This is a genomic window from Oceanicola sp. S124 (assembly GCF_000220565.1).
Lineage (GTDB): Bacteria > Pseudomonadota > Alphaproteobacteria > Rhodobacterales > Rhodobacteraceae > Pseudooceanicola.
Genome location: NZ_AFPM01000015.1, coordinates 1 through 13998, shown reverse-complemented (window position 1 = coordinate 13998; position 13998 = coordinate 1). Strand labels below are relative to the sequence as shown.

The 13998-nt window shown below is 66.8% G+C and carries 13 protein-coding genes and 1 pseudogene; 5 read left to right on the top strand and 9 right to left on the bottom strand.

The annotated features are described in order from the left end of the window. Window positions 1-15: 15 nt before the first annotated feature. Entirely contained in the window at window positions 16-777 is a 762-nt protein-coding gene (locus OS124_RS0101215) for a class I SAM-dependent methyltransferase (RefSeq protein WP_010137441.1), read from the top strand. A gap of 78 nt (window positions 778-855) precedes the next feature. After that, window positions 856-1986: a flavodoxin-dependent (E)-4-hydroxy-3-methylbut-2-enyl-diphosphate synthase gene (ispG, locus tag OS124_RS0101210; RefSeq protein ID WP_010137440.1), complete on the top strand. Its 1131-nt coding sequence runs from the start codon at window positions 856-858 to the stop codon at window positions 1984-1986. A gap of 58 nt (window positions 1987-2044) precedes the next feature. On the opposite strand, the gene OS124_RS27175 is transcribed toward ispG, so the two are convergent. From OS124_RS27175 to OS124_RS0101190, 4 genes are all read right to left on the bottom strand, one after another. After that, window positions 2045-2206 (bottom strand): hypothetical protein, encoded by a 162-nt coding sequence (locus tag OS124_RS27175; protein WP_168161415.1) that lies wholly within the window; start codon window positions 2204-2206, stop codon window positions 2045-2047. 73 nt (window positions 2207-2279) lie between these two features. After that, window positions 2280-3059 carry a hypothetical protein gene (locus OS124_RS0101200; protein WP_029375083.1) on the bottom strand — a complete coding sequence of 260 codons (780 nt, stop codon included), beginning with the start codon at window positions 3057-3059 and terminating at the stop codon, window positions 2280-2282. Further along, window positions 3059-3880 (bottom strand): DsbA family protein, encoded by an 822-nt coding sequence (locus OS124_RS0101195; RefSeq protein WP_010137437.1) that lies wholly within the window; start codon window positions 3878-3880, stop codon window positions 3059-3061. Before OS124_RS0101195 ends, OS124_RS0101200 begins: the two co-directional genes overlap by 1 nt. Before the next feature lie 81 nt (window positions 3881-3961). Beyond that, a complete protein-coding gene (locus OS124_RS0101190; protein ID WP_337459410.1) occupies window positions 3962-5272 on the bottom strand; it encodes a M48 family metalloprotease in 1311 nt (436 codons plus the stop codon). Window positions 5273-5365: 93 nt separating this feature from the next. On the opposite strand from OS124_RS0101190, the gene OS124_RS0101185 reads away from it, so the two are divergent. Next, window positions 5366-6523 (top strand): pyridoxal phosphate-dependent aminotransferase, encoded by a 1158-nt coding sequence (locus tag OS124_RS0101185; protein ID WP_029375082.1) that lies wholly within the window; start codon window positions 5366-5368, stop codon window positions 6521-6523. 94 nt (window positions 6524-6617) lie between these two features. On the opposite strand, the gene OS124_RS0101180 is transcribed toward OS124_RS0101185, so the two are convergent. Then, window positions 6618-7439 carry a helix-turn-helix domain-containing protein gene (locus OS124_RS0101180; RefSeq protein ID WP_010137434.1) on the bottom strand — a complete coding sequence of 274 codons (822 nt, stop codon included), beginning with the start codon at window positions 7437-7439 and terminating at the stop codon, window positions 6618-6620. Between the two features lie 236 nt (window positions 7440-7675). Here OS124_RS0101180 and OS124_RS26865 point away from each other — a divergent pair, with 236 nt between their 5' ends. Then, window positions 7676-8056, top strand: coding sequence for a hypothetical protein (locus OS124_RS26865; RefSeq protein ID WP_138919380.1), 381 nt, complete (start codon window positions 7676-7678; stop codon window positions 8054-8056). Between the two features lie 160 nt (window positions 8057-8216). On the opposite strand, the gene ilvN is transcribed toward OS124_RS26865, so the two are convergent. The 4 genes from ilvN to OS124_RS0101155 form a co-directional block, all read right to left on the bottom strand. Continuing rightward, window positions 8217-8783: an acetolactate synthase small subunit gene (gene ilvN / locus OS124_RS0101170; protein ID WP_010137432.1), complete on the bottom strand. Its 567-nt coding sequence runs from the start codon at window positions 8781-8783 to the stop codon at window positions 8217-8219. 198 nt (window positions 8784-8981) lie between these two features. Continuing rightward, a complete protein-coding gene (locus OS124_RS0101165; RefSeq protein ID WP_010137431.1) occupies window positions 8982-10736 on the bottom strand; it encodes an acetolactate synthase 3 large subunit in 1755 nt (584 codons plus the stop codon). Between the two features lie 545 nt (window positions 10737-11281). Next, window positions 11282-11944: a response regulator transcription factor gene (locus OS124_RS0101160; RefSeq protein WP_010137430.1), complete on the bottom strand. Its 663-nt coding sequence runs from the start codon at window positions 11942-11944 to the stop codon at window positions 11282-11284. Beyond that, entirely contained in the window at window positions 11941-13449 is a 1509-nt protein-coding gene (locus tag OS124_RS0101155) for a cache domain-containing protein (protein ID WP_010137428.1), read from the bottom strand. The genes OS124_RS0101160 and OS124_RS0101155 overlap by 4 nt, the downstream gene beginning before the upstream one ends. 264 nt (window positions 13450-13713) lie before the next feature. On the opposite strand from OS124_RS0101155, the pseudogene OS124_RS0101150 reads away from it, so the two are divergent. Next, window positions 13714-13998 (top strand): annotated as a pseudogene (locus tag OS124_RS0101150) (twin-arginine translocation signal domain-containing protein); the annotation flags it as partial.

Sequence of the window (13998 nt, the reverse complement as noted above, 5' to 3'; positions counted from 1 at the left end):
GGGAAGGAGAGCGTCATGAATGAGACAGGGAACAACGGCTGGGAAAACTCGGCCCAGGCCTGGATCGACAGCCAGCAGGACCAGGGCGATTTCAGCCGCGCGTATATCCTGGACCGGGCCATGCTTGAACGGATCGGTGTGCCCTCGGTGACGGGATCTGAAGCGGGGCCGGTGCTGGATCTCGGCTGCGGCGAGGGCCGCTTCTGCCGCCTGCTCTCGGCGCAGGGCCATGCGGTGACCGGGATCGAGCCGACGCCGAGCCTGCTGGCCCGAGCCCGCAGCCTGGATCCGCAGGGCCGCTACGTCAGGGCGGGCGCCGAGGCGTTGCCCTTCGCCGATGCAAGCTTTGGCCTTGTGATCTCCTACCTGACCTTGATCGACATCGACGATATCGGGGCCGCCATTGCCGAGGCGGCGCGGGTGCTCCGCCCCGGCGGTCGGCTGCTGATCGCCAACATCAATCCCTTCTGCACCGCCGGGGCCTGGCAGAAGGATGGGCAGGGGCGCTCGACCGCCTTCGCCATGGACCGATACCTGGAAGAACGGGCCGAGTGGGTCTCGTGGGCGGGGATCGAGATCCGCAACTGGCACCGTCCGATGACGCTCTACATGCAGCTCCTGCTGGGCGCCGGCCTGCAGCTGGTGCATTTCGACGAACCCGCCCCCCATGGCGGCCCGGCCGAGCGGGTCGAGAAATACACGCGCGTGCCCTGGTTCCATGTCATGGAGTGGGTGAAGCCGGTCGCGGTTGCATCCACGCCCCCGGTGCCTATCTGAGAGACAGGGCGCGGGGTGCATTGCACGCCCGGTGCCGCTGTCGTATCCCTGCGCCAGGCAATCAGAGGTTTCCTCCCCATGTCGCACAATCCCGTCCGTCCCTGGCGCAACATCGACCGCCGCGAGAGCCGCCGCATCATGGTGGGCAATGTGCCCGTTGGTGGTGGGGCTCCGATCTCGGTCCAGACGATGACCAACACGATCACCACGGATGTGAAGGGGACGCTGGACCAGATCATCCGCGCCGCCGAGGCGGGCGCCGATATCGTGCGCGTCTCGGTGCCCGACGAGGCTTCTGCCAAGGCGATGAAGGAGATCTGCCGCGAAAGCCCGGTGCCGATCGTTGCCGACATCCATTTCCACTACAAGCGCGGCATCGAGGCCGCCGAGGCGGGGGCGGCCTGCCTGCGCATCAACCCCGGCAACATCGGCGACGAAAAGCGCGTGGCCGAGGTCATCAAGGCCGCCAAGGACCACAACTGCTCGATCCGCATCGGGGTGAACGCGGGCAGCCTGGAAAAGCACCTGCTGGAGAAATACGGCGAGCCCTGCCCGGATGCCATGGTCGAAAGCGGCATGGATCACATCAAGATCCTGCAGGACCACGATTTCCACGAGTTCAAGATTTCGGTGAAGGCGTCGGACGTCTTCATGGCCGCCGCCGCCTACCAGATGCTGGCCGAACAGACCGACGCGCCAATCCACCTCGGGATCACCGAGGCCGGCGGGCTGATGTCGGGCACGATCAAGAGCGCCATCGGCATGGGCAACCTGCTGTGGATGGGCATCGGCGACACCCTGCGGGTCAGCCTCTCCGCCGATCCGGTGGAAGAGGTGAAGGTGGGCTACGAGATCCTCAAGGGGCTGGGCCTGCGTCACCGGGGCGTCAACATCATCTCGTGCCCCTCCTGCGCGCGGCAGGGCTTCGACGTGATCAAGACCGTCGAGGCGCTGGAGAAGCGGCTGGAGCACATCAAGACGCCGATGTCGCTCAGCATCATCGGCTGCGTGGTCAACGGGCCGGGCGAGGCGCTGATGACCGACGTCGGCTTCACCGGCGGTGGTGCGGGCAGCGGCATGGTCTACCTGGCCGGCAAGGCCAGCCACAAGATGAGCAACGCCCAGATGATCGACCATATCGTCGAAGAGGTCGAGAAACGCGCCGAGGCGATCGAGGACGGCAAGGTCGAGGCTCAGGCGGCCGAGTAGCGCCTGCACCTGCCGGCGCGGTTCAGGTGCACTTGGCCCCGCCCGGCCGCAGCGCTGACTAGGTGCTACCCTGGATCAGCAGCAGCACGAGCAGGATGCCGATGGCGATGCCGAAGAGGGCGCGCAGCAGCTTCCACAGCAGGATCGGCAACAGGGCAACCAGGCCGATCAGCCTGTCCGAAAGCCTGTAGGGGCGTCCCTGGATACCATCCTTGTCCATGGTACTACCTTAACACGAGCGTCACCTGTCGCGCTATGGCGTCGCGTGTGTGATATGTGTTGAGAGCGGTCAATTAATTGTTGAGATAGCGCTCCAGGACGATTTTCGGCATGGACCCGCGTATCAACCGGTCCGGCATGACATAGGAAGGGGCCATATCCAGACCCAGAGCGCCGAAAAGCGCCTTTTCCTGCGCCAGGGCGGCGCGAATCTCGGCACTGTCGGCGAGGGCCAGAAGCGCTTCGGGGGCGTCCGACAGGCTTGTGGCAAGGGCTTCGGGATCGCTCGGAGCCTTGGCCAGCGCGGCGCGGAAACGGGCGGCGGCCTCTGGGCCCTCTTGCCGGGCCAGCGCCCGGCTCAGCCGGTCGGGCAGGGCGTCCGACAGGCTGCGCACCTCGACCCGCAGGCCGGGATGGCTGTCGGCCAGGGCGCGCAGTCCGGTCTCTGCGGCAAGGCAATCAGTGCAGCCGGCGGCGGTGAAGAGGGTGATCGCGGCGGGGCCATCGCCGCCGAAGCCCTGCGGGGTGACGCCAAAGAGAGACTCTCCGTGGCGGGCGATGAGCGCTTGATCCCCGTCGATCTCGGCCGCGAGGTCCGAGGCCGCATCCTCGGCCATTCGGCGGCGGGCTTCGGCGCGGGCCGCCTCGATCACCTCTGGCTGCTCCAGCAGCATCGCGCGCAGCTCGCGCGCGAAGAGGTCGGGCTGGGCCGACAGCTTCTGCCACAGCCCCGGATCCGCAGCCGCCGGACCGGCCAGCAGCAGGGTCAGGGCGAGGGCAGGGGCCCGCCGCCGCATGTGCCGCCACATGTGCTGCCGCGCCGGGCCGCTCAGCAAGCCGCTTGCCAGGGGCATCACTCGGCGCGCAACTCGGCCACGATCGAGCGCATGCCGGCCAGCGGCACGTAGCCACGCAGCATGGTCTCGGGCATCACGAAGGTCGGCGTGCCGGTGATCTGCAGCTTCTGGGCCAGGGCGCGGTTCGCGTTGATCACCTCGGTCACCTCGGGGCTTCCGAGCATGGCGATCACCGGCTCTTCCTCGATGCCCAGAGAGCTCAGCAGGCGGCGCACGGTGACCTCGTCGAAGCCCCCCGAATGCACCATCAGCGCGTCATGCATCCGCTTGTAGGCATCGTCGCCGGCGGCCAGCTGGGTGGCGATGGCCAGCTGCGAAGCGGCCAGGCTCTCTTCACCCAGGATCGGGAACTCCTTCAGCACGAAACGGATGTTGCCATCGGTGGCCACCAGTTCCTCGACCTCTTCGAAGGCCTTGCGGCAGTAGCCGCAGCGGTAGTCCATGAATTCCACCAGGGTGATGTCGCCCTCGGGATTACCGCCAACCCACGAGACCCCGTCGTTGAACAGCGCCTCGGCATTGTCACGCACCATGTCGACCTCGGCCTCTGCGGCCTCGACCGCCTGGCGGTCTTCGAGTACCTGGATCGCCTCCAGCAGCACCTCGGGGTGCTCCATCAGGTAGGCGCGGACCTCGCCGCGGAAGCTGTCCCGCTCGGCGGCGCTGAGCTCGACCGAGGCAGAGGATGCGGCTCCGGCGGCGGCGGCCTCGATCTCGGTCTCGGCGGGCATGTGGGTGACCGCGTAGACGGCGGCGCCGGTCAGGACGGCGGTCACGACGGCGGTGGTCAGGATCGGGCGCAGGCTTTTCTCGGACATGATCGGTCTTTCTTCAGGCCCCCGGATGGGGCCGGGCGGCATGGGGAAACGGCCGTGGCCGTGGTGTTCAGGGGGCGGTTTTCAGCCCTCGTCCTTGGTTGCATTGAGCACATCCTGGGCTCTTTGCCAAGCCGGGGACCCCTGTGGCAAAAGGCCCGCGGCGCGCTCGGCCTGGATCCGCGCATCCTTTGCACGGCCCGCAAGCGCATGGCGTTCGGCGACTGAAAGCGCCGCCATGCCGGGCTGTCCAAGCTGGGCGTAGGCCGAGCCGAGGTCGCGCATCACCTTGCCGTTGCGGTAGTCCAGCGCCCGGGCGCGTTCCAGCACCGGCAGGGCGGCGCGCAGCCGCGCGTCACCACCCTGCACGACCATGGCATGACCGAGAGAGGCAAGGATCAGCGCATCCTTCGGAGCAAGATCGGCGGCGCGGCGATAGGCGGCCTCGGCAGCGGCGAATTGCCGGGCTTCCAGAAGGATCTGACCTTTTAGCTCGGTGTAGAAGGCATCCCCGGGCCGTTCGGCCAGGGCGCGGTCGATCAGCGCCACGGCGCCCTGCCAGTCCGAGCGGCGATGCTTTACCACCGCAAGGCGCATCCATTCGATGTCGCGGGTCGGGCTGTCACCGGCACGGGCCTCGGTCCAGCGCGGCTCACGCAGGAAGGCCGAGAGCTTGCCCTTGGCGCGTTCGTACCAATAGCGGTCCGCATCGCTGACAGCCGCCTTGCCGTAGCTCTGGTTCAGCGCCTCGAGGCGGCGTAGCCGGTCGCGCGACAGCGGGTGCGAGCGGGCGTAGGGATCCATACGGCTGCTCGACAGATGCTCCTGGCCGCGGAAGACATCCATCAGCGATATCGCACCGCCGGTGTCCAGCCCGGCGATGGACATCCAGCGGATGGCGGTCTGATCGGCGCTGCTCTCTTCGGCGCGGGTATGGCCATAGAGCGCGCGCTGTGCCGAATTGGCCAGCCCGAGGGCCAGCCCGGCGCCGGCCTCGGGGTTCCCGGATCCCGCCCCGGCGGCGATGCCGATGGCAACGCCCAGCTTGGCCATGTTGGCACTGTGCTCGGCGTTCAGGCGGCGGCGGGTGATATGGCCATTGGCGATATGGGCGGCCTCGTGGGCGATGACGAATTGCAGCTCGGCGGCGCTGGAGGTGCGCAGCACCATGCCCGAGTTCAGGAAGATCGCGTTGCGGTCGATGACAAAGGCATTCAGCCGCCCGTCCTCGACCACCAGCACGGGCAGACTGGCCGGCAGCCCCGCCGCCTGAAGGATGGGACGCGCCAGCCGGTTCAGGGCATGTTCGATATCCGGATCGCGCAGCAGCGTCGCCGCTTGTGCGGAGCCGGCGATGAAAAACAGGCAGGCTGCAAGAATTGTGCGCAGGTGCACCAACTGACCCTCCCGGCCCGCGGGGGCCTTCCTTGACCTTGCCGGCCGCGCCTGATGAAACGGGACCAACCTGAGCCACCATCGGAGATGCCCATGCGAGTTTCAAGTCGCGGAGAGGTCGCGCCCTTCATCGTGATGGACGTCATGTCCCGCGCCGCCGAGCTTGAGGCCGCCGGGCGGCGGATCATCCACATGGAGGTCGGCCAGCCCGGCACCCCCGCGCCCGAAGTTGCCCGCAAGGCGCTGGCGCAGGCGCAGGAGCAGCGCTCTCTCGGCTACTCGCTGACCCTTGGCCTGCCCGAGCTGCGGCAGGGTATCGCCCGGCTCTACCAGCGCTGGTACGGCGTCGATCTCGACCCCGAGCGTGTGGTGGTGACGTCGGGCTCGTCCGCCGGCTTCCTGCTGAGCTTCGCCTCGCTCTTCGATGCGGGGCAGCGGGTGGGGATCGGCGCGCCGGGCTATCCGTCCTATCTGCAGATCCTGAAATCCATGGATCTTCAGCCGGTGGTGATCGAAACCGCCGCCGCCAACCGCTACCAGCCGACGCCCGGGGATATCTCGGGGCTGGGGCTGGATGGCCTGCTGGTAGCTTCGCCGGGCAACCCCTCGGGCACCATGCTGGACCATGGTGCGATGCAGGCGCTGATCGGCGCCGCGGAGGCCGAGGACACGGCCTTCATCTCGGACGAGATCTACCACGGGCTGCACTACGAGGGCCGCGCGGTTTCGGCGCTGGAGATCACCGACGACTGCTATGTCATCAACTCTTTCTCGAAGTACTTCTCGATGACCGGCTGGCGGGTCGGCTGGATGGTGGTTCCCGAGGATCACGTGCGCCGGGTCGAACGCCTGGCCCAGCACATGTTCATCTGCGCTCCGACCGCCAGCCAGGTGGTGGCTCTGGCCGCGCTTGACGCGGTGGATGAGCTGGAGGCAAACCGTGCCGTCTATGCCCGCAATCGCCAGCTGCTGCTGGAGGGGCTGCCGCGCGCCGGGTTCACCCGGATCGCTCCGCCCGACGGGGGCTTCTACCTCTACGCCGATGTCAGCGAGCTGACGTCGGACTCGCTGCTGTTTGCCCGCGAGATCCTGGAAGAGGCGGGGGTGGCGGTGACGCCGGGCCTCGATTTCGACAAGGCGCGCGGGCAGGGGACGCTGCGCTTTTCCTATGCGCGCTCCACCGGGGATATCGAAGAGGCGCTGCGCCGCCTCTCGGCCTTCATGGAGGCCCGGGGGCAGCGACCGGGCTGACCGCCCCGCGGGCGGGGACCAATCTGCATCTCGACGTCATCAAGAAGGGCGCCCTGCTGGCGCCCTTTTCGTTGGTCCCACACGTTGATCGGCTTCAGCGGAAGCTTTCTCCGATCCGCAGCAGACGGCGGTGGAAGGGGGGGATCCGCTCTTCGGGGATCAGCCCGGCCTCGCGCGCGCAGGCCATGACCTGCTTCACGTTGCGGCCAAGGTGCTCGTAGACCACGCGCGCCGCGCGGGGGCCCGAGACGGCCTCGCGGATGGTGCGGGTGGTGTAGCCTTCCCAGAAGTTGTTGTCGAAGGCCGCGACCCGGGCCAGAAAGTTGAACGAGCAGGTGACCGAGCCGCGCCGGGCCACCAGCGCCGCCACGCCCTGTTCCTGGGCCAGCATCAGGCCGCGGAATTCACGTGTCTGGGGGTCATCGGGCAGGCCCTGCTGGCGCATCGCCTCGCGGGCTTCGAAGCCGCGCAGGAAGGTCAGCCCGTCCGCGCGCGAGATGTAGACCAGCCCCATGACGGCCTTCTCGGTGTCGATGAAGCTGACGCGGGTGAACCGGTAGAAACCCGAGGGAAACATCTGCTCATCCACCAGCGTGGCGGATTTGCCGAGGTACTCAGAAATGACGGGGTGGTTCAGAAGATCGGTGCTGCCGGTGCCGATATCGTCGACCGGTTCCAGCAGGATCCGCGCATCTGTGCCGAAGAACTGGCAGATGCGGTGCAGTACATCCGGGCGGGGAAAGCTCTCGCCCGAGAGGTAGCGGTTGTACTGGGTGCGGTTGATCCCCAGCTCGCGGCAGAGGCCCGCGATCGAGGGATAGGCGCTGCTGAGCTGGCGCAGGTTCGCGCCAAAGATATTGCGGATTTCGACGGGCTTCAGCTCACCCTGGTCGGATTTGAGACTCTGGCTAACCATTTTCTACCACCCCGGACGCGTCTTCATGGCATCTCTTCATTTCTATTCCACTGTTTCAGTTTCTTTTTCTTGGAGCTGACGCTATGCAACGTCATACATGTATCTGTATAACGTCATTTTGGGCGTGTGGCGACACAAAATCAGACAGGCCGACACGTTTCGAGATATGTAAAAGAGAAGGGTTTTCTCTCATCCTGAATCGAGGGTAAACGCGGAAACGAACCACGGGGAAGCCAATGTTCGGGATAGTGCTGTGGCGGGCAGCCGACGACAAAGCGGCTGTTATATGGTGCGAAGATCACGGAGATCTTGCTTTTTTTCGTTCAAAATCAATTGGTAATATGGATGGAGGTGTGGGCCTCGATCCGGGTGACCTGGTGCAGTTCGACCTGAGTGAGAGCGGCGACATGCGCATGGCCGAGAACCCGCGCCTTGTAGCCGAGGATCATTATCCCTCGCTGGCCGGACGACTGAAGGAAGCGGGGGGTGTCGCAGGGACTGCGGCGCGCAAGCCACACCCGACGCCTCCCAGTGACGGAGGGCGCCCGATCGTGGTGTCCTTCCCGACAGCCGAGGAGCGTGACGCCAAGAGGCGTCGGGCCGTGAAGCTGTCCTGACAGGGACCGGGGCGGCCATGGGGAAGGCCTGACGGCTCGTCAGGTCGACGACCCCGGAGTGTCCAGGCCGGAAACCTCCCATGGGAAAAGCGGAAACCGCGCGGCTCTGCCGCGCGGTTTCGTGTTTCGTTAAGGATGTCGGGCCGGGCGGGCGCGGGGCTCAGGCCTCGCCGCCGCGCGACAGGGCGGCGACGCCGGTGCGGGCCAGCTCGACCAGGCCGAGGGGGCGCATCAGCTCGGCGAAGGCGTCGATCTTGTCGGGCGCGCCGGTCAGCTCGAAGACAAAGCTGGTATGGGTGGAATCCACCACCTTGGCGCGGAAGATATCGGCCAGCCGCAGGGCCTCGACCCGCTTGTCGCCGCTGCCCTCGACCTTGATCAGCGCCAGCTCCCGCTCGACCGAGGGGCCTTCGACGGTCAGGTCGTTGACCTGGTGCACCGGGATGATGCGGCCAAGCTGGGCCTTGATCTGCTCGATCACCTGGGGTGTGCCACGGGTGACGATGGTGATGCGGCTCCGCTTGCCGGTGTGATCCACCTCGGCCACGGTCAGGCTTTCGATGTTGTAGCCACGCCCCGAAAACAGGCCGATGACCCGGGCTAGAACCCCTGCTTCGTTGTCGACAAGCACCGCGAGGGTGTGCTGTTCGACCACGTCCGAGAAGGTGGGGCGAAGGTTGTAGGCGGAGTGGCTGGTCGCGCCCTTCTTGATCTTAAGTGCGTTCATCTCGTTTCCTCCTTGCGGCGATCGCGTCGCCCGAGGGGCTTCCGGGGGAGGCGGGGCGACCCCGCCTGCGCTGTTACTCTGCCCGAGGGACCGGGCCGTGGGGGCGGAAGGTGGGATGACTCCCACCCTACGCGGAGGGGCGGGCGGGCGCGCATGGCGTAGGGTGGGAGATATCCCACCCCCGGCAGCGCCCCGTCCTTACACCAGCACCGCGCCGCCGACCTCGATGGCGCCCTTGGTCGAGGCGTCGCCGAGCAGCATCTCGTTGTGGGCCTTGCCCGACGGGATCATCGGGAAGCAGTTCTCGTGCTTCTCGACCAGGCAGTCGAAGATCACCGGGCCGTCGTAGTTGAGCATCTCCATGATCGCGTCATCGAGGTCGGCAGGGTCCGAGCACTGGATGCCCTTGGCGCCGAAGGCCTCGGCGAGCTTGACGAAATCGGGCAGCGCCTCGGACCAGCTCGAGGAATAGCGCTCGCCGTGCAGCAGTTCCTGCCACTGGCGCACCATGCCGAGGCGCTCGTTGTTGAGGATGAACTGCTTGACCGGCAGGCGATATTGCACCGCGGTGCCCATCTCCTGCATGTTCATCAGCCAGGAGGCCTCGCCGGCGACGTTGATCACCAGGCTTTCGGGGTGGGCCATCTGCACGCCGATCGAGGCGGGGAAACCGTAGCCCATGGTGCCGAGCCCGCCCGAGGTCATCCAGCGGTTCGGATCCTCGAAGCCGAGGAACTGCGCCGCCCACATCTGGTGCTGGCCGACCTCGGTGGTGATGTAGCGATCCCGGTCCTTGGTCAGCGCCTCGAGCCGTTCAAGCGCGTACTGCGGCTTGATGATCTTGTCGGAGGTCTTGTAAGTGAGGCATTTCACCTCGCGCCAGCCCTCGATCTTCTTCCACCACTTGGCCAGGCCCTCGCGGTTCATCTGGCGGCCGCGGGCCTTCCAGATGCGCAGCAGGTCTTCGAGCACATGGGCGATGTCGCCGACGATGGGGAAGTCGACGTGGATCACCTTGTTGATCGAGCTGGGGTCGATGTCGATATGGGCCTTCAGAGAGTTCGGCGAGAAGGCATCGGTGCGCCCGGTGATACGGTCGTCGAAACGGGCGCCGATGCAGATCATCAGGTCGCAGTCATGCATCGCCATGTTGGCTTCGTAGAGACCATGCATGCCCAGCATCCCCAGCCACTTCTCGCCCGAGGCCGGGTAGGCGCCAAGCCCCATCAGGGTCGAGGTGATCGGCACACCGGTGGCCTCGACCAGCTCGCGCAGCAACTGCGACGCGGCGGGGCCCGAGTTGATCACGCCGCCACCGGTATAGAAGACCGGACGCTTGGCGGTTTCCAGTGCCGCAACCAGCTCGGTCAGATCCTCGACATCGGCCTTGAGCCGCGGCTGGTAGCGGTACTCGGTCGCCTTGGGCTTGGGCTGGTAGGTGCCGGTGGCGAACTGCACGTCCTTGGGAATGTCGATCAGCACCGGGCCGGGACGGCCCGAGGTGGCGACATGGAAGCCGGAATGCAGGATCCGCGCCAGGTCGTCGGTGTCCTGGACCAGCCAGTTGTGCTTGGTGCAGGGACGGGTGATGCCGACGGTGTCGGCCTCCTGGAAGCCGTCGGTGCCGATCATGAAGGTCGGCACCTGGCCCGAGAGCACGACCAGCGGGATCGAGTCGAGCAGCGCATCCGTCAGCCCGGTGACCGCATTGGTCGCCCCGGGGCCAGAGGTCACCAGTGCCACGCCGGGCTTGCCGGTCGAGCGGGCATAGCCCTCGGCGGCATGGATCGCGCCCTGTTCGTGGCGCACCAGCACGTGGCGAATGTCGTTCTGCTGGAAGATCTCGTCATAAATCGGCAGGACGGCACCGCCGGGATAGCCGAATACCGTGTCCACACCCTGATCCTTCAGGGCCTGGACCACCATTTTCGCACCGCTCATCTGACGTGCCATCTTGCTTCTCCGTCTGTCGCCGCTGTTGCGGCTCTCCTCGCCCCCGCGCCTGGGCGCGGGCAATAAAAAACCCCCGGGGGATGATCCGGGGGCGCATGGGGTCCTGAACGGGTCTCCGGCTTTCACCGGCCCATGCGCCAAGCTCCTACGATAATTACTAGCGCGGTCATGTCCCAAGGGCTCCTTCGTTCGTATAGGGAGGCATACGAGGGGATTTTCGGAAGGTCAACCGTTAATGCGAGAGAAAAGTTTCGCTGGTTCCTCATTTTGTTTCCGAAAGTTGCGTCTTTTGGCGGAAATCTTTGCGGAAAACGGCGCGGCGTCGCAGCGAAAAGCGGCGGAGCCCTGTGGACAAGGGCTTTCCTGCCGTCGCGGCACCCGGGGGCAACCGAGCGGCATCTGGGCGGCAACCGGAGTGGGCCTGCGGTTGCCCGATCCTCCCGGCGCCCTGGCCCGCGCTCGCAGGCCCCTGGGCGCGAACGGGCGCCGGGAACCATCCCGCCGGGCCGGGGCGCAGGGACGGAGGCAGCGCGGCCGGCGGGGTCTCAGAACCTCTGCGTCGCGTCGCGCAGCACGCCGTGTTCCAGCGCGTAGCGGGTGAGGCCGGCGGTCGAGGAGATCCCGAGCTTCTTCTTGATGTTCTTGCGGTGCGTCTCGACCGTGCGGACAGAGATATCCAGCGCGATGGCGACCTCCTTGTTGGATTTGCCCTGGGCCAGCTGTAGCAGGATCGTCTGTTCGCGGTTGGTCAGGTGCCCGGCTCCGCGCGGCGGCGCGAGAGAGCCCTGGGCGCCGGTGCAGAGGTAACGCTCTCCGGCCATGACCGCGTCGATGGCGCGTTTGATCTCGTCCGTCGGCACGTCCTTCAGCACGTAGCCCCGCGCGCCATGGTCCAGCGCGGTCGAGATGTACTCGGGGCTGTCATGCATCGACAGGATCAGGATCTTCAGCCAGGGGTGTTCTTCCAGCAGGATCTCGCAGGCGGTCAGGCCGCCCATCTCGGGCATGTTGAGATCCAGCAGGATGACATCGGGGCGGATGTCCTCGACCGCCTCGATGATGCCGCGGCCATTGCTGTAGGTGCCGACGACCTGGATGTCGGGAAAGCTGTCGAGAATGGCCTCGATGCCCTCGGCCACCAGGGCGTGATCGTCGACGATGGCGACGCGCACCGGCGGGGCGGGCTGCGGCTTCGGGGCGCTGGTCATGCGCTGTCCTTTCCCTTGCGGCGCGGGGAGGAGACCACGCGCGGGTTCTTCTGGGCCGGCGCCTCGCGGGCGTCGAGATCGTCGGAGGAGGCGTCGATCACCTTCGAGGGCGGCACGGTGACTTCGATCAGCGTGCCGGTCTCGGCGCCGCTGCGGGTCGAGAAGATGCGCAGTGTGCCGCCCACCTGGTCGACCCGTTCCTGCATGTTCCTCAGGCCCATGCCCTTGGCCTGCTGCGCCGCCCCTGGCAGGCCGCAGCCATCGTCCGAGATCTTCAGCGTGGCGCCCGAGCGGTGGCCACGCAAGTCCATGGCGACATGGGACGCGCCGGAGTGGCGTTCGACATTGGTCAGCGCCTCCTGGGCGATGCGATAAAGGGCGATCTTGGCGTCGTTCTGCAGCCGGTTGCGGAACACCACGGTCGAGAAGTCGACGGCGATTCCGGTGCGAGCGCCGAAGTCCTCGATCAGCGCCTTCAGCGCCGGGCCGAGGCCGAGATCGTCCAGCACCCCGGGCCGCAGGTCGCGCGAGATGCGGCGCACCTCCTGGATCGCCTCCGACAGCGAGGACATGCCGCGGTCGAGCGTCTCGCCGGCGCGCGCGTCGCCGGCATCGAGCCGGCGCCGCGCGCTGTCCAGCGCATACCGCACCCCGACGAGCAGCTGCGAGATGCCGTCGTGCAGCTCGCGGGCGACGCGGCCGCGCTCTTCCTCCTGGGCATCGAAGACCCGCTGGGTCAGCGCCTTCAGCTTGGCATCGGCCAGCCGCCGCTCGCGGATGTTGATCAACAGGCCCGAGGCGAAGACCAGCACCAGCGCGCCCGCCGTGATGCCGCCGATATGCAGGAAGGTGCGCTGCACCCGCGCCTCGACATCGGCCCGCGCCGCTGCCGTCGTGGCCAGCACGTCGTCGATGAAGACGCCGGTGCCCATGGCCCATCTCCAGGAATGCAGGGCGGTCACGTAGGTCACCATCAGCGCCTCTTGCCCGGTCGAGGGCTTGGGCCAGAGATGGGTGACATAGCCGGTGCCCTGGCGCGCGGTCTTGATGAACTCGCGCACCACCGCCACGCCGTTGCCATCGGTCAGATCAAGCCAGTTCTGCCCGATCATCCCGGTCTGGCGCGGCGAGACCAGGTTTGTGCCGTCGTAGTCGTAGACGAAGAAGAAGCCCTCGTCGCCGTAGATCATCGCCGAGAGGATCTGCTTGACCTGCTCCTGGGCGCGGCCGTCATCCGGGCCGGCCATGCCGTAGATCCGGTTCAACCCGTTGCGGGCCTGGTCGACGTAGTTGCGCAGCTCGGCCTTCTTGGCGGCGATCATCTGGCGTTCCAGCGCCGCGATCTCGCGCTCGGCCAGGGCGCGCGACTGCGCCGCCACCAGCAGCGAGATTGCCGCCACCGCCAGGATGAGCGGCAGCGTGGCCAGAAGGAACAGCTTCTGTCCGTAGGAAAGCGCCAGGCGGTCCTGAAGCCGTGGCGCGGGGCGGGCACGGGGCCGTGTCATGTCTCGGTTCTAGGCGCTTCGGCCGGTGATTCCCAGTTCGGCGAGGGGTGGGCCGACTCGGGTCCGCCGGGCTCGAAAAGCGCGAATGAGATCCGGCATGACGCTGGGGAATACCCGGTATGCGGGTAGTTTTCGGCAAGATCGCGGCCAATCTACGCAATCTTTGGTATTTCGCCGCGCCCTCGCCAAAGGCTACGGTCCGCTGCACTGCTAACGATCCGCCCCGGGGACGGGGCTTCAAGAAACTCATGGGGAGGAGCCCAAATGGATCGTCGTTCTTTTCTGAAAACTTCCGCCATCGGCGGCACGGCGGCAGCCGCATCGTCGCTGGCCGCTCCGGCCGTCGCCCAGGGCCAGGTCAAGCTGACCATGGTCACCACCTGGCCGCGCGGCCTGGCCGGTGTCTGGGACTCGGTCGAGCGTTTCGTCAACAACGTCAACGAGCTGTCCGGTGGCTCGATGGTGGTGGAAGCCAAGGCCGCGGGGCGAGCTGGTCGGCGCGCTGGAGGTCTTTGACGCCGTGACCGCGGGTCAGGCCGACATGTACCA